Genomic DNA, 16,842 nt, shown 5'->3' on the forward strand with positions numbered 1-16,842 from the left:
GTCAGCCTGCCAGATCGGGAGCGCATGCAGCGATCGGCTGAGCAACCGGTACGCCGGAGCCGTCGCGCCGCATGTCGACAGGTGGCAGCTCGACCGGTGCGCCACTGTTCGCGCTGGCCTTCACCGGCGCCGTGCCGACATACCCGAGCAGCAGGCCGTCCTCGCCCTTCAGCAGCCGCTGGCAACGCACACCACCGGTCCCGCGGCCCTTGCCCGGGTACTCGCTGAACGGCGTCACCTTCACCGCGCCGACCTCGGTCCCCGGCAGGGCCGACGACGAGCCCGCGATGGTGACGACCTGCGCCTCACGCCCGGTGTCGACGGCGCCGAAGAAGACCACTTTCGCCTTCGCGGCGAGCCGTACGCCGGCCATACCGCCCGCGGTCCGCCCCTGCGGCCGCACGGCCGACGCGGGGAAGTGCAGCAGTTGCGCGTCGGAGGTGATGAAGCACAGCTCCTCGTCACCCGTAGTCAGTTCGACCGCTCCGACGACCTCGTCGCCGTCCTTGAGGCCGATGATCTCCCACGAGTCACGGTTGCTGAGGTGATCCGGTACGACGCGCTTCACGACGCCACCCGCCGTACCGAGGGCGACCCCGACCGAATCCGGATCCATCGTGGTCAGTGCGAGCGCCTTCTCACCCGGGTCCAGCGACACGAACTCCGCGATCGGCGCGCCACCCTGCAGGTTCGGCGCGTTCGCCGTCGTCGGTACGGCGGGAAGGTCGAGCGACTCGAGCCGGATCAAGCGGCCCGCGCTGGTGATCAGGCCGTACTGCCCGCGGGCGGTGCTCTTCACCGCGGACACGATCGCGTCGTGCTTCGCACGCGAGTCGCTGGGACCGAACGGCTCCACGCCGTTGGTGCGCGCGAGCAGCCCGGTCGAGCTCATCAGGATCCAGCACGGGTCGTCGCTGACCTCGAGCGGCACGGCGGCCGTCTTGGTCGCGCCGGACGACTCCAGCAGCACGGTCCGCCGCGGCGTCCCGTACGTCTTCGCGACCTCGGCGAGCTCGTCGGAGACCGTCTTACGGAGCAGTGCGACGTCCTCGATGATCGCGGTCAGCGCCTCGATCTCGCGCTCCAACTCGCCCTTCTCGGTCTCCAGTTCGAGCTTGGAGTACTTCGTCAGCCGGCGCAGCGGCATGTCCAGGATGTAGTTCGCCTGGACCTCGGACAGGTCGTAGATCTCGATCAGCCGGGCCCGGGCCTCGGCCGAGTCGTCGCTGCTGCGGATCACCTGGATGACCTCGTCGATGTCCAGGATCGCGATCAGCAGGCCGTCGACGATGTGCAGCCGGTCCTGGGCCTTCTTCCGGCGGAACTCGCTGCGCCGGCGGGTCACGTCGTACCGGTGCTCGAGGTAGACCTCGAGCAGCTCCTTCAGGCCGAGGGTGCGCGGCTGGCCCTCGACGAGGCAGACGTTGTTGACGTGGAACGCGTCCTCGAGCGGGGTCAGCTTGTAGAGCTGCTCGAGCAGCGCTTCCGGGACGAAGCCGTTCTTGACCTCGATGACGAGCTGGGTGCCGTGCGTACGGTCGGTGAGGTCCTTGACGTCGGCGATGCCCTGGAGCTTCTTGCTCTGCACCAAGGTCTTGATCTTCTCGATCACCTTCTCCGGACCGACGGAGTACGGCAGCTCGGTGACCACGATGCCCTTGCGGCGCGGGGTGACGTTCTCGACGCGTGCGGTGGCGCGCATCTTGAAGCTGCCGCGGCCGGTCGCGTACGCGTCCTTGATGCCTTCCAGGCCGACGATCTTGCCGCCGGTCGGCAGGTCCGGCCCGGGGATGAATCGCATCAGGTCGTCGAGGTCCGCGCCCGGCGTCTTGATCAGGTGCCGGAGCGCCTGGATCACCTCGACCAGGTTGTGCGGGGCCATGTTGGTGGCCATACCGACCGCGATCCCGGCAGCGCCGTTGACCAGCAGGTTCGGGAAGGCGGCCGGCAGGACGTACGGCTCGGTCTCCTGGCCGTCGTAGTTCGGTTTGAAGTCGACGACGTCCTCGTCCAGACCGGTCGTCATCGCCATCGAAGGCGGCGCCATCCGGCACTCGGTGTTGTGGTTGACGAAGCCACCGGCGAGGAAGGAGTGGTCGTCGCTGTCCACCCGGATCGAGTACACCGCCTCGGGCGCGCAGTCCTCGACCGCAGCGACCTCGACGAAGCGATAGCCGGAGTCCATGATCGGCGCGACGACGCCGAGGATCTCGGGATCCTCGAACTTGCTGACCAGCAAGCTGCGGTCGACCTGCCAGCGCTCGAAACGATCGAAGTTGTGGTTGAGCAGCCAGCTCTTACCCGTGCCCCGGCCGGCGCCGAGAGACTCGCGCACGAAGTCCGCGACGTACGGCGCGTGGTCGCCGGTGAGCCGATGAGTGTACCGCGGCGTCTTGTGCAGCAGTTCCTGTAGCTTGTGCCGTTTGGCGGCCAGGAACCCGACCCGCTCGTGGAAGGCGTGGATGTTGTGTCGGCCGGAGATCACCAGCCGATACTCGCCGCGGGCGTAATGCGTCAGGTTGCTGTGCACGCCGAACTCGAGCAGGAGCTCCTGGAGCTCGGCGGCCAAGGTCTGGCTGTACGTCGAGTACTGGACGGTTATCGACGCGTCATTGGCCTGGCGGATTCCGCCATCGCCCTCGTAGAGCGACATCAGGAACGCGCGCTTGAGGCCGACCGTGCCGTTCCACACTGCTTCCGGGATGTGCTTCTCGGCTGCCTTGAACCCGATCAGCTTCGCCAGCGGGCTCTCCCGGAACGCCGTCAGGTTCTGAACGTCGAGCTCGTGGATGGTGCGCTCTGACCGTGTCTTCCTCGAGTAGACGTAGCGCGGGCCGCCGACAACAGCGTCGTACGCGGCGAGAATGTACTCGAAGTACTCCGGGTCGGTGTTGTTGAATCCAGCTCGTTCCGCGGAAGCGAACCCTTCTGACACCCAGGCGCCGAACAGTGTGCCGAGCGTCATTTCGTGGGCCATCGGGACGTCCGTCGTCCACGCGTTGCGGGCGAGGCAGACCACCGTGCCGGGCTTCACCTCGTCCAGCCGCAGCCACTGGAACATCGGCACACCGAGAACCGGCACAAGGCACAGCACCGGGTGGTTATGACTGCCGCGAAGCGAATGGCCGCTCTTCGTCACCAGTTTCTTCACCGGGTGTACGCCGGAGTTGAAGAACTTGGTTGCACGGACCGGTTTGCCGTCCTTGTCGAGAACCTCCAGGTCCAGGTAGGCCTCGGAGTTCTCCGGCAGGTTCATCAGGTTGGCGATCTTGGGCGAGCTGCCGTCAGCGAGCCGCACCCGGGTGTCACCAGTCAGGCAGTACCGCATCGCGGCTGGGCCGTCGTCGAGGGAGCCGAAGTTGCCGTGGCCGTCGATGAGCGGCACGCGCATCGACCACGGCTGGGCGGTGCGGACCAGGGCGTCGTAGATCGCCCCGTCGCCGTGCGGGTGGTACTTACCCATGACCTCACCGACGACGCGGGCCGACTTCACATGGCCGCGGTCGGGGCGGATGTTGTTCTCCGCCATCGAGAACAGGATCCGCCGCTGGACCGGTTTCAGCCCGTCCCGGGCGTCGGGCAGCGCCCGGGAGTAGATCACCGAGTAGGCGTACTCCAGGTAGCTGGTACGCATCTCGTCGGAGACGTCGACGTCGAGGATGTGCTCCTCGAAGTCCTCGGGTTCGGCGGTACTGGTACGACGTGCCATGCGGGTCTACGAACTCCTCGATCAAGCGGTACGGGCGCCGCGACGGTCCGGCGCCGTACCTATTGTCCCTGCTGGATTACGTTTTGCCCGGCCACGACCCGCAGGAGGTACGTAGTCGGGGCCAGAGCGGACCCTACCGCCAGCGTCAGACAAAGTCCGCCGATGCCCAGCAGGATGCCCCACGGCACGGTGATCGGTACGTCGGCGACGCCTGATGTCATCGAGTGCCGTACGAGAACGCCGACCGTGATCGTGATCGCGGCCCCGAGGCTCAGAGCCACCGCACCGACCAGCGACGACTCCCAGAGCACCATGCGCCGTAGCTGCGCCGGCGTCGCACCGAGCAACCGTGAGGTGACGAACTCGTGACGGCGCTGCAGGCTGCCCATGAGGAGCGTGTTGGCGATCGCGATGGCGCTGTAGAGCGCGGCCGGCCCGAGCAGCATGACGAGCCCCAGCCGGTTCCCCTTCCGCAGACCCTCCGCCTGGTCGGCCTCCCAGTCGGTCGCCAGCTGCGCACCGGGAATCCGCTGCGCGAGGTCGGCCGGAGCAATCCCGTCGGCGGGCAGGACGAAACTCCGCTCCGTCCGGGCCTCCGGTGCGTGCTTGCGCGCGAGTTCGAGCGGGATCAGGAACGACGGGTTCACGCCGAACGCGTCCTTCACGATCGCGACCACCCGAAGCTTCACCGGCGTCCGGTCGGGGAACACCACCGGGACCTCGTCGCCGACGCGATAGCCCTCGAACCCCGCCATCTCTTTGCTGACAGCAACCGTATTGCCGGTCAGCGCGCCGAGATCACCGGACCGAACGGTCAGGTCCCGGGTCTGCGACGCGACGACCGGATCGATCCCCTCGGCATCCTCGAGCTCCGCGTAGTCGGCCGCCACCCGAACCACCTGAAGAGGCACACCCGCATCCACCGCCTTCACACCAGCGCCGGCCACGGGCGCTGCTCCGGTGACGACGATCGGCGCCCGGACCGCGTCCCGGATGGTCGCCGCCGCACTGTCCGCGGCAAAACTGAGGCTCAGCACCATGGACCCGGCGATCGCCGAGATGGCGAGGATCGGCGACGCGAGGGACGCACTCCGCCGCGGTGCCGCGAGCACGTTGCTCCGCGCCAGCCGCCCCGACACCTGCGTCCACGCGACGAGCGGAACCGCCCACACCCGTCCGACCAGCGGCACGACGAGGGGCGCGAGCAGGGTCAGCGCGATCACCATCACCATCGGCGTGAACATCGCGAGCGGTACGGCGCCCTCACCGCTCGACGGCCGGATCAGCGTCAGCATGGTGATCGCACCGGCCAGGAACAGCAGCCCGAACACGACCCGCACCGGCCCGATCCGCGGCGGCTCCAGCGAGGCTTCGCGCAACGCGTCGACAGGCCCGACCCGGCCCGCCCGCCGGGCCGCCGAACGCGCACCGAGCATCGCGACCAACATTCCCGCCCCGACGGCGATCGCGAGCGGAACCCACGGCGAGGCCGGCTCCAGCTTCACGGGTGCCAACTCGGTGTACGACGCCTTGCGCAGCAACAGCGGTGTCGCGAGCTGAGCCGCGATCGCTCCGGTCAGCGATGCGGCGAGCGCGACCGCGACGGCCTCGCCGAGCACCATCCGGCGGATCTGCCGCGGCGTCGCTCCGATCAGCCGCAGCAGCCCGTACTCCCGCCGCCGCGACGCGACGGCGAACGCGAACGTGCTGGCGATCACGAAGATCGTGATGAACCCGCTGATCGCTCCGACCATGCTGAGCACGGTCTGCAAACCGGACACATCGGCGTCCGACAACGGCACCTTCACGTTCTGGGGCGCCGTACCGTCGCCGCCGAGCGTCGTGACGCTGATACTGGCGGAGGCCGGGCCGTGGTAGGCGATCGTGGCGGCCGTCGCGGTCGCGGCCAGCCCGAGCAGGAACACCCCGACCGCGAGCGCCACGAACGACCCGGCGTACAGCGACCGGTGCCGCCCGACGGTCTGCCGACTGAGGAAGAACATCACCGCTCCAGGTCGCTCATCGCCGCGGCGATCTGGGCGGGTGTGGCGCGGTCGAGGTGGCCGGCGAGGAGCCCGTCGGACAGGAACAGCACGCGCTCGGCGTACGCGGCCGCGACGGGGTCGTGGGTCACCATCACCACGGTCTGGCCCGCGCGGTCGGTTGCCTCCCGCAACAGTCCGAGGATCTGCCGGCTCGTGCCGCTGTCCAGTGCGCCGGTCGGCTCGTCCGCGAAGAACACCGACGGCCGCGTGATGAGTGCCCGTGCTATCGCGACTCGCTGCTGCTGGCCGCCGGACAACTCGGCTGGGCGCCGCTTTGCCTTTTCCTCCAGACCGACCTGTTCGAGCACCCGCTGTACGTCGTTCCGCGCCGGGCGGCGGCCGGTGAGGCGCAGGGGGAGGGCCACGTTGTCGTACACGGTCAACGACGGCAACAGGTTGTACGCCTGGAACACGAAGCCCATCTCGGCCCGTCGCAGTTTCGTTAGCTCCACCTCGTTCAGCCCGAGCAGGGTGACTCCGTTGAGCACCACGGTCCCTGTGGTCGGGTGGTCGAGTCCTGCCGCGCACTGCAGCAGTGTCGACTTGCCAGAGCCGGACGGGCCCATCACAGCGGTGAACGAGCCCCGCGCGAAGTGGTACGTCACCCCGCGCAGCGCGTCGACCGCCCCAGCCTTGGAGCGGTACGTCTTGGTGATGCCGTCCAGTAGCAGCGCAGGCGGCTCGGCCGGCGCGGTGTACGGGTAGGTGGGCGCAGTAGCGGTCATAGTCCCAGCAAACCGGCGTACGGCGTTCTGGACCCTGGCCCACGAGGGAGACCTGCAGTAGCGCGCACGCTACCGCCCCGGGGCTGTCTCACGCCTAGGGTTGGCACGGTGGAGAGACCTATGACGGTGTGGGCCGCGCTGGCGTCGCCGCGGTACCTGATCTCGTCGTGGCCGTGGCGCGTGTACGCGTACCTCCTCACCTCGGTGCCGGTCGGTGTGCTGTCGATCGGGGTGCTGATCGGACTCGCCGGTCTGAGCGCGCTGCTGAGCCCGATCCTGATCGGGATCGTGATGATCGGCGCGTTCCCGCTGATCGGGGTGGTGATCGGCCGGGTCGAGCGGTGGCGGGCCGGGCTGATGCTCCTTGACGGGATCAGCAGTCCGCACGCGAACCTGCCTGCCGGGTTGTCGCTGAAGGCACGGCTGACCTTCCGGCGCCGCGAGCAGGCGTCGATGCGGGCCCTCGGGTACGGGTTCCTGCTCGGCACCTTCGTCTGGCCGCTGAGTGCACTGTTCGGGGGCCTGGGCGCGACGATCCTCGGCATCACGCTCGTGACGCCGGTGCTCGCCGGCGGCGGCGACACGGTGATGCTGGGGTCGTGGGACCTGAACTCGGCCGGCGAAGGTCTGCTGTTCCTGATCGTGTTCGGGCCGGTGTTCTATGCCGTCAGCTCGTACCTGCTCGGGGTGATCGCCGGAGCGGAGGCCTCGCTGGCGAAGGCGATGCTCGGACCGCGGCAGGAGGAACTGCAGCGGAATCTCGCCGAGCTGCGGCGTTCCCGGCTGGATCTGGTCGACGCGTTCGAGACCGAGCGGGTGCGGATCGAGCGGCACCTGCACGACGGCGTACAGCAGCGACTCGTCGGACTCACCATGACGCTCGGTCTGGCCGAGCTGGACCTGCCGGAGGGCGAGGGCCGGCGGTTGGTGGTGAAGGCGCACGGCGAGGCGGAGGCTGCGTTGGCGGATCTGCGGGCCGCTGTCCGAGGCATCCATCCGCGGGTGCTGGTGGATCACGGGCTGGAGGCCGCCGTACGGGAAGTTGCCGATCGGATGCCGCTGCCGGTGACGCTGCGGTTGTCGATCCCGACGCGGCTGCCGGGGCCGATCGAGGCCGCGGCGTACTTCGTCGTCAGTGAGGCGCTCGCGAACGTCGCCAAGCACGCGCAGGCGTCGACGTGCGAGGTGACCGGTTGGGTGGACCGCGACCGGCTCGTCATCACGGTGCAGGACGACGGCATCGGTGGCGCGCAGCTCGGTGCGGGGACGGGTCTGACTGGGTTGGTGACGCGGTTGGACGCCCTGGGCGGCACACTCGACGTCGACAGCCCACCCGGTGGGCCGACCCGACTGAGGATGGAGTGCCCGTGCCGACTCGGCGATTGAGCCCCAGATTGAGCATCGTGCTGGCGGAGGACTCGCTGCTACTGCGGGAAGGGCTTGCCAGCATCCTGGATCGCGCCGGGCACGAGGTACGGGACGCCGTGGGGGACGGGGACGCGCTGCTGGCCGTCGTACGCAAGGATCCGCCGGACATGGTGATCACCGACGTACGCATGCCGCCCGGGAACAGCGACGAGGGGTTGCGGGCCGCGGCGGCGATCCGGGCGGAGCTGCCCGCGATCGGGATCCTGGTGCTGTCGCAGTACGTCGCGGACGCGTACCTCTCGTCGTTGCTGGAGACAACGACCGGCGGGATCGGGTACCTGCTGAAGGACCGGGTCGGGCACGTGACCGAGTTCCTCGAGTCGCTGGACCGGGTCGCGGAGGGCGGGACCGTGGTCGACCCCGAGGTGGTGCGCCAGCTGCTGGCACGGCGGCGGAACGACGGGCCCCTGTCGGCGCTGACGCCGCGCGAGCTGGAGGTGCTAGCGCTGATGGCGGAGGGGCGCGTCAACGGCTCGATCGCGGAGCAGTTGGTGGTGAGCGAGGCAGCCGTCCGCAAACACGTCGGGAATATCTTCGCCAAGCTGCGGTTGGACGAAGGATTGGACCGGCGCGTTTCCGCAGTGCTGACGTATTTGAGGGGCTAGTCATGGACGAGGCGATTCGGAAGATCCTGGCCGAGTGTGAGACGTGGGCCGTGGTGGGGTTGTCGAACAACACCGGCCGGGCAGCGTACGGCGTGGCGCGGTTTCTGCAGGGTCATGGGAAGCGGATCGTGCCGGTGCATCCGGCGGCCGAGACGGTGCACGGGGAGCAGGGGTACGCGACGCTTGCGGACATCCCGTTCCCGGTGGACTGCGTGGACGTGTTCGTGCGGTCTGAGCTCGCTGGCGATATCGCGGACCAGGCCGTGGGAATCAACGCCAAGGCGGTGTGGTTCCAGCTCGGTGTAGTGGATCAGGACGCCTACGCACGAACGACGGCCGCGGGTCTCACGATGGTGATGGACCACTGCCCGGCGATCGAGTGGGGACGTCTCGGACCGATCTCCTCCGAAGGCCACTGATGTTCACGATCGACACGTCCACCGGCTTCGGCCAGCGGATCGCACGGCAGCTCGCCGACGAGCGGGTGGTTTGGCTGACCACCGTCGCCCCGTCGGGTACGCCGGCGCCGACCCCGGTGTGGTTCCTCTGGCACGACGACGAGATCCTGATCAGCAGCGAGCCGGACAAGGCCAAGCTGCGCAACATCGCCGGCCATCCGCAGGTCACGGTCAATTTCAACGCCACCCACACCGGGGGAGACGTGGGCGTCATCTCCGGTACGGCGGTGATCGAGCCTGACCCGATCAGCGGTGACGAGCTGGCGGCGTACAACGAGAAGTACGCCGCCGACATCGCCGGCCTCGGCATGAGCCCGGACCAGTTCCACGCTGCTTACTCGGTCCTGATCCGGCTCACTCCCAGGAAACTGCGCGGTTTCTAACCCTCCACCACCTCTGAACCCACCGCCTTCATCCAGGTGAAGGCGGTGGGGTGGGTTCTAGTTCAGGTAGCCCTCGACGGTGTCGCCGGAGCGGGCCGCGGCGTCGTCGGGGTTCTCGCCGAACTCACGCTTCGCGCGGCGCTGGCGGAGCAGGTCCCAGCACTGGTCCAGCTCGACCTCGAGCGCCCGGAGCCGGGCATGCTCGTCGGTGTCGTTCACCTGTCCCGCCGCGTGCTTGGTCCGCAGCTCATGCTCCTCGGCCACCAGTTCGTCGATCCGGCTGAAGATGCTCTTGTCGTCGCTCATGAGGAAACTGTACGGCCGTCGGGAAGTGTCGAGCGTGACAAGAGCTCTGTCACCACCAGGATCGCGATTGCCTCGGCCGCGACCAGGCCGATCAGTACGACGAGTTGGAGCGCGGCCGCCTTGGTCGGCGAGGCCCCGCCGAGGACCATGCCGACGAACGCGCCGGGGAGCGTGACGAGGCCGACGGTGCGGGTCTGGTCCAGGGCCGGCAGCAGGGCGTCACCCGCGACCGGGCCGACCACGAGCTTGAACGCGTCCGGTTGCAGCAGCCCGATCGACAGTCCCGCCTCGAACTCGCCGTACCGGTTGCTGTATTCGCTGAGCACCCGCCGCCCGGCGAGTGTGGTCGCGGTCATCGCGCCGCCGACGATGATGCCGCCCATCGGCAGGATGCTCGCCGGGTTCCGCGGTACGACGCCCGGCAGGATCAGGAGCATCAGTACGGCGAACGCTCCGCTCCCGATCGCAGCCGCGCAGTACATCCATTGCCGCGGGACGACCATGGTGTGCTGGAGCCGTCGCGTACTCGTCACCGTCGCGACCACGAACATCAGCAGCACGAACGCGATCGCGCCGAGCGTGTGCTGCAGCGCGATCCCGACCACGGCACCCACCGCGGCGAGCTGCACGACCGCACGCAGCGCCGCCGTGACGATGCCTTTGTCGTGCCGGAGCCCGGCGTACCGCGAGGCTCCCACTCCGATAACGATCAGCAACGGCAGGACGACGACGGCGGCCCAGCCGAGCCCGGTGTGGAACGACATCGCTTACTTGAAGTCCGCCTCGTCGTACGTCTGCCCGGTAGTCCCGCTGTCCATGTTCTTGGCGACCTTGGCGGCCTCGTCCGCGCGGAGTTCGACCCGCCGGATCTTCCCGGAGATCGTCTTCGGCAGCTCGGCGAACTCGATCCGCCGGATCCGCTTGTAGGGCGCCAGGTGCTCGCGGCAGAACGCGAGGATCTCCCCGGCGAGCTCGCGCGACGGCTCGTGGCCGGCGGCAAGTACGACGTACGCCTTCGGTACGGCGAGCCGCACCGGATCCGGCGACGGTACGACGGCCGCCTCGGCGACGGCCGGGTGCTCGATCAGCACCGACTCCAGCTCGAACGGCGAGATGCGGTAGTCGCTGGCCTTGAACACGTCGTCCGAGCGCCCGACGTACGTGATGTAGCCGTCCTCGTCCCGGCTCGCGACATCGCCGGTGTGGTAGTACCCGTTCCGCATCACCTCTTCGGTGAGCTCCTGCGCGTCCCGGTACCCGCGCATCAGCGGGACCGGCGCGGGCGCCAACTCGATGCAGATCTCGCCGTCGTCGCCGATCTCGTCGGTGGCCGGGTCGATCAGCGCGATGCTGTACCCGGGCAGCGGGCGCCCCATCGACCCGAGCTTGACCGGCTGACCGGGCGGGTTCCCGATCTGAGCGGTCGTCTCGGTCTGGCCGTACCCGTCCCGGATCGTGATACCCCACGCGGTACGGACCTGCTCGATCACCTCCGGGTTCAACGGCTCACCGGCCGAGATGCACTCGCGGATCCGGACCTCGACCGCGGACAGGTCCGCCTGGATCAGCATCCGCCACACGGTCGGCGGCGCGCAGAACGTGGTCACGCCGTACTCCTGCAGCATCTGCAGCATTTTCTCGGCGTTGAACCGCGTGTAGTTGTAGAGGAAGACGGTCGCACCGGCGTTCCACGGCGCGAACACGTTGCTCCACGAGTGCTTCGCCCAGCCGGGCGAGGAGACGTTCAGGTGTACGTCGCCGGGTTGCAGGCCGATCCAGTACATCGTGGACAGGTGCCCGACCGGGTAGCTCACCTGCGTGTGCTCGACCAGCTTCGGCTGGCTCGTCGTACCGGAGGTGAAATAGAGCAGCAGCGAGTCGTCGGCCGCCGTGTCGACCTCAGGCACGGGGCCTTCGTAGATTTCGGAGTCGGCGTAGGCCAGCCAGCCTTCCGTCGGCTCGCCGACGGCGACGCGGATGCAGTGGTCGGCGATCCCGGCGTACCGGCCGGCGTCGGCGCCGCTGGTGACGACGGCGCGGACGTTGCCGCGGGAGATCCGGTCCGCGAGGTCGGCGTCGGTGAGCAGGGTGGTGGCGGGAATCATCACCGCGCCGGCGCGGATGCAGCCGAGCATCGTCTCCCACAGCTCGACCTGGTTGCCGAGGACGATCAGCACGCGGTCGCCCGGCTGCAGCCCGGCCTCGGTCAGCCAGCCGGCCACCTGACGCGACCGCTCGGCCATCTCGGCGTACGTCCGCGAGGTGACCTTGCCGTCCTCCTCGACGATCGTCAGCGCGGCCACCTCGGGCTGCTCCACAGCGAGCGCGTCGAACCAGTCACGCGCCCAGTTGAACCGCTCGAACGCCGGCCAGTTGAAGTCCCGGTACGCCGTCTCGTAGTCGTCGCGATGCGCAACCAGGAAGTCGCGCGCCGTCCGGAACTCCCGGGTGACCTCCGAGGTACTCTGCTCCGTCGCCATGCAGCGCACATTACCTATTCAGGACCCATTCAGGGCGAGTACGGCTCCGGTCACCACGAGTGGCGTGAGAATCAGTCCGCGCCAGAGGAACGACCACCAGGAGATGTCGACGCGGGCAGCGTCACAGCGTGCCCGCCAGAGGAGTGTGGCCAGCGAGCCCCACAGGGTGAGCAGGCATCCGCAGTTGACACCGATGAGTAGTGCGAGCATGCGGTGCGGGCTGTCCGCGGCGACCGGTTCCATGGCCAGGTACGCCGGGAGGTTGTCGAACAGGTTCGCTCCGAGTGCAGCGGTCGCGCTCAAGCGCAGCTCCGAGGTAGTGCCGGCGACCCGCCGAAGGACGTCCTCGAGGCCGTGGGAGCTCAGAAACCCGACCACGGTGAACAGCACCACGACGGTGCCGACCAGCTTGAACGGGATCAGCGACCACCTGAGCACGCTGCGCCGGCGTACGGCGAAGAGGACGACCAGCGCGACCGCACCGATGCTCGCGGGCCAAGCCACCTCGATACCTGAGACGAACGCCGGGCCGAGCAGCAGGCAGACAGCCGCGGAGCCCCAGAACAGGACCTTGTCCTCGACCGCAGGTGTCGGCGGGACGACGTACCGGCGTGGCAGGTCGCGGTGGAAGAGCGCCGCGAGCACGACGACCGTGATGACGACCGCGGCGATCGCAGGGCGCCAGCTCACAGACAGATAGCTGGCGTCCAGCTTGCGGAACGGGTGCAGGGCGAGCAGGTTCGTGAGGTTGGACACCGGCAGCAGGAGGGACGCCGTACCGGCCAGCCAGACAGTGGTGAAGGCGAACAGTTTCGGCGGGATGTCCAGTTGGCGGGCCATCGACAGCACCACAGGTGTCAGTAGGACCGCGCAGGTGTCCAGGGACAGCACGATGGTGAGGCCTGTGGCCAGCGCGACGACCAGCAGCCAGAGACGCCAGACCCGCCCTCGGGCGAGGTGCGCGGCCTCCCGCGCCGCGACGTCGAACACCTTGGCATGGTCGGCCAGTTCGGCGATGACGGTCACTGCGACGAGGAACACCAGCACCGGCGCGATCCGCTCGACCAAATTCAGAACCCTCCGCCGTGCCGGTTGAGTACGCTGTCTGCGTGCCGGACCAGTATGACCACGCGCCTCCGGACGGCTATCCGGCGGAGTACGAGGCCGATGTCGTCCTGCGGGACGGCGCGACCGCGCATTTGCGGCCGATCACGCCGGACGATGCCGCGCTGCTGGTGGCGTTCTACGCACGGGTGTCCGAACAGTCGAAGTATTACCGCTTCTTCGCCCCGTACCCGGAGCTGTCCGAGCGGGATGTGGCGAGGTTCACGCAGGTCGACTACCACCAGCGGCTGGCGCTGATCGTCACGGTCGGTGACGAGATGATCGGCGTCGGACGCTACGAGGGCACGGGCCGGCGTACGGCGGAAGTCGCGTTCCTGATCGAGGACGCGCACCAAGGACGCGGGCTCGGGCAGCTGCTGCTGGAGCACCTGGCGCAGGCGGCGCGGGAGAACGGCATCCACCGGTTCGTCGCCGAGGTACTGCCGGACAACCGCAAGATGATCACGGTCTTCACCGAGGCCGGGTACAAGGTCGCCCGGGAGTTCGAGGACGGCGTGATCATGGTCGAGTTCGACATCGCGCCGACCGACACGTCGTTCGGGGTGATGCAGGCCCGCGAGCAGCGCTCCGAGGCACTCTCGATCGCGCGGTTGCTGACCCCGTCCTCGGTCGCCGTCATCGGCGCGAGCCGCCGCGAGGGGACGATCGGCAACGCGCTGTTGCGCAACCTCCGCGACGGCGGTTTCCCCGGTCGGCTGTACGCCGTGAACACCGACACGAAAGCAGCCGAGATCGAGGGCGTCCCGGCGTACCCGACGATCCGGGAGGTCGAGGACACCGTCGACCTCGCGGTGGTCGCGGTCAAGGCCGACATGGTCGCGGACGTCGTCCTGGACTGCGCGGCGAAGGGTGTGCGCGGGCTGGTCGTCGTCTCGAGCGGGTTCGCGGAGATCGGGGACGAGGGGCGCAAGCGGCAGCGGTACCTGGTGGGTCTCGCGCGGTCCTACGGCATGCGGGTGATCGGGCCGAACGCGCTCGGCCTGATCAACACCGCGAGCGGCGTCTCACTGAACGCGACGCTGTCGCCGCTGATGCCGAGCAAGGGCCGGGTCGCGTTCTTCTGCCAGTCGGGCGCGCTCGGTGTGCCGATCCTCGCCGACATGGTCGGGCGTGGTCTCGGGCTGTCGAGCTTCGTCTCGGCCGGCAATCGGGCGGACGTCTCGGGCAACGACTTGATGCAGTACTGGTACTCCGACGAGGCCACCGAGGTCGTCCTGCTGTACTTGGAATCGCTCGGCAACCCGCGCAAGTTCAGCCGGGTGTCACGCCGGCTCGCGGGGCGGAAGCCGGTGATCGCGCTCAAGTCCGGGCGCGCCACCCAGGGCGTGCCGGTCGGACAGCTCGTCCGGCGCAGCCAGTTGCCGCCGGAAAGCATCGAGTCGATGTTCCGGCAGAGCGGCCTGATCGGTGTGGACACCACCGGTGAGCTGTTCGACGTCGCCCAGTTGCTCGCCCACCAGCCGTTGCCGAAGGGCCGCCGCGTCGCGATCGTCTCGAACTCGGACGCGCTGACGCTGCTCGCGCTCGACACCATGGCGAGCTGCGGCCTCGACATCGCGGGGGAGCCGCGGAACCTGAGCGCCGACGCGACTCCGTCTGACTTCGGTCTGGCGCTGTCCGAGGTGTTCGCCGACGACAAGGTGCACTCGGTCGTGGTGATCTACACGCCGCCGGTGCAGTCGAACGGCGGCGAGGTGGCGCAGGTGCTTGCCGCGGCGGCCGCTGGCTCGGACAAGCCGGTGGTGTCGACCTTCCTCGCGTCCCGGAGCGTGCCCGCCGAGTTGCAGGTGCCGGACGAGGACGGCGGTGCCGCGCGCGGCTCGATCCCCTCGTTCCTCAACCCGCAGTACGCCGTCGGTGCGCTGGCGAAGGCGACGCAGTACGCCGAGTGGCGGCGCCGGTCGGACAGCCGGATCCCGGACCTGCCGGACATCGACACCGCCGGGGGAGAGGACTTCGTCGAGCAGTTCTTGCAGCGGCACCCGACCGGCGCGGACCTCGACGAGACCGACCGGCAGCGGCTGCTGTCCTTCTACGGGATCTCGGTGCTGCCGGCGTTCCCGGTGCTGTCCGCGGACGAGGCCGTCGACCGGGCCGCGGACCTCGGGTTCGAGGTGATCCTGAAGGCGACCGCTGAGCAGTGGCGGATGCGGCCGGACCTCGCCGACATCTGGCGGCACATCCACGACGAGGACGACATGCGCGCGGCCTGGGCGGAGATGACCCACACGTTCGGGGTGGCGTCGGATCCGGGGCGGGCGCAGTTCGTCGTACAGAAGATGGCGCCGCCCGGCGTACCGGTGGTGATCTCGACGATCGAGGACGTGTCGTTCGGGCCGGTGGTGACGTTCGGGCTGTCCGGTGTCGCGACGGATCTGCTCGGCGACCGCTCGTACCGGATGCCGCCGCTCACCACCCGCGACGCGGCGGAGATGGTGCGCGAGGTGAAGGCCGCGCCCCTGCTGTACGGCTACCGCGGCTCGGATCCCGTGGACATCCCGGCGATCGAGGACCTCCTGCACCGGGTGTCCCGCCTGACCCTCGACCTCGAGGAGGTCGTCCGCCTGGACCTCCGCTCGGTCCTCGTCGCCGCCCAGGGCGCCACCGTCCTCGACACGAGAATCCGCATCGCCCCGAACGAGAAGCCCCGCCAGGACACGCCAGCCCGCCGCCTTACCTGAGGCACTGGCTTCGCTCCAAAGGCCGGACCGAGTCTGCTGCACCCATCCAGTGCAGAGCCCACCCCAAACTGGTTTGGGGAGGGCTACCCTCCCACATCGGGCAGTAGGACTCCCCACTCCCGTTAGAGCGCCTCCCCAAACCGGTTTGGGGAGCGTAGGTGTCCTGCGATGGGCAGTAGGGCTCCCCAGTTCTGCTCGTGGAACAGGTCCTCGAATCGCCCGCAGAACTTTCGACGGACTGCCGGCGGGACGCTAAGAGCGTGTGTAGATGCTGTTCTCGCGGGTGAGGAGGTTGGCGTCGACCAGCCCTCGGCGGAGGGCGGCGTGGTCGGGGTGCCAGCGGTTGAGGATCTCGTTGACCTCGGACTCGGGATAGCGGCGGCCCATCTCGAACGACAGCACGAGGTACTCGAGGACGATCCGGTACTTGTCCGGGAAGGTCGGGAAGTGGGTCAGCCGCCCGTCACGGATGAACGACTTCAGCACGTTGTCCCGGGCCGGATCGGGATCCAGCGGAACCCGCTCCGGCCGGCTCTCCCGTACGGCGTCCTTGAACGCGACCTCGTCCGCCGTGAACCCGTCCCGGCTCGCCGCGATCAGTCCGCCCTTGGTCAGCCGTTGCAACGCCTTCACCACGACCGGCGCGGGGAGTCCGGTGCTCCCCGCAACCTGCTCGGGAGTGGAGGCGCCGAGAACGATCGCGGAGTACGTCCGCAACCTCGACGGTTCGGCCAGCAGACCACAGAGCTGATCGGCGTTCATCCCTTCACGCTAACGCTCACCGCAACCCGATTTCGGGCTCTCCGAACGCCCAGCCCACGTCCCCAGTCGCCACGGCTCGCCCAGTCGCCCAGGCGATCAGGCGTTGGACGCGGGTGGTGTTGGGTCGGGCGCGGT

12 protein-coding genes and 3 pseudogenes are annotated in these 16,842 nt (G+C 68.8%); 5 read left to right on the plus strand and 10 right to left on the minus strand.

All coding sequences use genetic code 11. The annotated features are described in order from the left end of the window. Position 1 precedes the first annotated feature (1 nt). The 5 genes and pseudogenes from EV651_RS43430 to EV651_RS33780 all read right to left on the minus strand — a co-directional run. Positions 2-2,212, minus strand: a pseudogene (locus EV651_RS43430) (DNA gyrase subunit A); the annotation flags it as partial. A 237-nt stretch (positions 2,213-2,449) separates the two neighbouring features. Continuing rightward, positions 2,450-3,061, minus strand: a pseudogene (locus EV651_RS43435) (LAGLIDADG family homing endonuclease); the annotation flags it as partial. Between the two features lie 39 nt (positions 3,062-3,100). Continuing rightward, a pseudogene (locus tag EV651_RS43440) lies at positions 3,101-3,709 on the minus strand (DNA gyrase subunit A); the annotation flags it as partial. 59 nt (positions 3,710-3,768) lie between these two features. Next, positions 3,769-5,712 carry an FtsX-like permease family protein gene (locus tag EV651_RS33775; protein ID WP_133789318.1) on the minus strand — a complete coding sequence of 648 codons (1,944 nt, stop codon included), beginning with the start codon at positions 5,710-5,712 and terminating at the stop codon, positions 3,769-3,771. After that, on the minus strand, positions 5,712-6,479 hold the full coding sequence (locus EV651_RS33780) for an ABC transporter ATP-binding protein (protein WP_133789319.1): 768 nt from the start codon (positions 6,477-6,479) through the stop codon (positions 5,712-5,714). Before EV651_RS33780 ends, EV651_RS33775 begins: the two co-directional genes overlap by 1 nt. A 120-nt stretch (positions 6,480-6,599) precedes the next feature. Here EV651_RS33780 and EV651_RS33785 point away from each other — a divergent pair, with 120 nt between their 5' ends. The 4 genes from EV651_RS33785 to EV651_RS33800 are packed head-to-tail and all read left to right on the plus strand — an operon-like array spanning position 6,600 to position 9,353. Beyond that, on the plus strand, positions 6,600-7,865 hold the full coding sequence (locus tag EV651_RS33785) for a sensor histidine kinase (protein WP_238157366.1): 1,266 nt from the start codon (positions 6,600-6,602) through the stop codon (positions 7,863-7,865). 8 nt (positions 7,866-7,873) lie between these two features. Then, the gene (locus EV651_RS33790; RefSeq protein WP_202870630.1) at positions 7,874-8,512 is read left to right on the plus strand and encodes a response regulator transcription factor; all 639 of its coding nucleotides are present in this window, start codon (positions 7,874-7,876) and stop codon (positions 8,510-8,512) included. Positions 8,513-8,514: 2 nt separating this feature from the next. Then, complete coding sequence (locus EV651_RS33795; protein ID WP_133789321.1) at positions 8,515-8,931, plus strand: CoA-binding protein; 417 nt, start codon at positions 8,515-8,517, stop codon at positions 8,929-8,931. Continuing rightward, positions 8,931-9,353 carry a TIGR03667 family PPOX class F420-dependent oxidoreductase gene (locus tag EV651_RS33800; RefSeq protein ID WP_133789322.1) on the plus strand — a complete coding sequence of 141 codons (423 nt, stop codon included), beginning with the start codon at positions 8,931-8,933 and terminating at the stop codon, positions 9,351-9,353. The genes EV651_RS33795 and EV651_RS33800 overlap by 1 nt, the downstream gene beginning before the upstream one ends. A gap of 57 nt (positions 9,354-9,410) precedes the next feature. On the opposite strand, the gene EV651_RS33805 is transcribed toward EV651_RS33800, so the two are convergent. Genes EV651_RS33805 through EV651_RS33820 form a run of 4 tightly spaced genes read right to left on the minus strand, consistent with a single transcriptional unit; the run spans position 9,411 to position 13,207 of the window. Then, a complete protein-coding gene (locus tag EV651_RS33805) occupies positions 9,411-9,659 on the minus strand; it encodes a DUF2630 family protein (protein WP_133789323.1) in 249 nt (82 codons plus the stop codon). Beyond that, positions 9,656-10,423: an ABC transporter permease gene (locus EV651_RS33810; protein ID WP_133789324.1), complete on the minus strand. Its 768-nt coding sequence runs from the start codon at positions 10,421-10,423 to the stop codon at positions 9,656-9,658. The genes EV651_RS33805 and EV651_RS33810 overlap by 4 nt, the downstream gene beginning before the upstream one ends. Positions 10,424-10,426: 3 nt before the next feature. Then, on the minus strand, positions 10,427-12,139 hold the full coding sequence (locus tag EV651_RS33815; RefSeq protein ID WP_133789325.1) for an AMP-binding protein: 1,713 nt from the start codon (positions 12,137-12,139) through the stop codon (positions 10,427-10,429). 18 nt (positions 12,140-12,157) lie between these two features. Continuing rightward, positions 12,158-13,207, minus strand: coding sequence for an SLC13 family permease (locus tag EV651_RS33820; protein ID WP_238157367.1), 1,050 nt, complete (start codon positions 13,205-13,207; stop codon positions 12,158-12,160). Positions 13,208-13,248: 41 nt separating this feature from the next. Between EV651_RS33820 and EV651_RS33825 the strand changes: the two genes are divergently transcribed. Further along, the gene (locus tag EV651_RS33825; RefSeq protein ID WP_166658879.1) at positions 13,249-15,945 is read left to right on the plus strand and encodes a bifunctional GNAT family N-acetyltransferase/acetate--CoA ligase family protein; all 2,697 of its coding nucleotides are present in this window, start codon (positions 13,249-13,251) and stop codon (positions 15,943-15,945) included. Between the two features lie 252 nt (positions 15,946-16,197). Here EV651_RS33825 and EV651_RS33830 read toward each other — a convergent pair whose 3' ends face one another. After that, entirely contained in the window at positions 16,198-16,707 is a 510-nt protein-coding gene (locus EV651_RS33830; protein WP_133789328.1) for a DUF2087 domain-containing protein, read from the minus strand. Positions 16,708-16,842: the final 135 nt, after the last annotated feature.

Source organism: Kribbella sp. VKM Ac-2571 (assembly GCF_004362255.1).
In the GTDB taxonomy this organism is placed as follows: domain Bacteria; phylum Actinomycetota; class Actinomycetes; order Propionibacteriales; family Kribbellaceae; genus Kribbella; species Kribbella pratensis.

Bases quoted from the DNA above. Each gene is read 5' to 3' on its own strand.
- EV651_RS33775 (WP_133789318.1), bottom strand. From the start codon at position 5,712: ATGTTCTTCCTCAGTCGGCAGACCGTCGGGCGGCACCGGTCGCTGTAC.
- EV651_RS33780 (WP_133789319.1), bottom strand. From the start codon at position 6,479: ATGACCGCTACTGCGCCCACCTACCCGTACACCGCGCCGGCCGAGCCG.
- EV651_RS33785 (WP_238157366.1), top strand. From the start codon at position 6,600: ATGACGGTGTGGGCCGCGCTGGCGTCGCCGCGGTACCTGATCTCGTCG.
- EV651_RS33795 (WP_133789321.1), top strand. From the start codon at position 8,515: ATGGACGAGGCGATTCGGAAGATCCTGGCCGAGTGTGAGACGTGGGCC.
- EV651_RS33800 (WP_133789322.1), top strand. From the start codon at position 8,931: ATGTTCACGATCGACACGTCCACCGGCTTCGGCCAGCGGATCGCACGG.
- EV651_RS33805 (WP_133789323.1), bottom strand. From the start codon at position 9,659: ATGAGCGACGACAAGAGCATCTTCAGCCGGATCGACGAACTGGTGGCC.
- EV651_RS33810 (WP_133789324.1), bottom strand. From the start codon at position 10,423: ATGTCGTTCCACACCGGGCTCGGCTGGGCCGCCGTCGTCGTCCTGCCG.
- EV651_RS33815 (WP_133789325.1), bottom strand. From the start codon at position 12,139: ATGGCGACGGAGCAGAGTACCTCGGAGGTCACCCGGGAGTTCCGGACG.
- EV651_RS33830 (WP_133789328.1), bottom strand. From the start codon at position 16,707: ATGAACGCCGATCAGCTCTGTGGTCTGCTGGCCGAACCGTCGAGGTTG.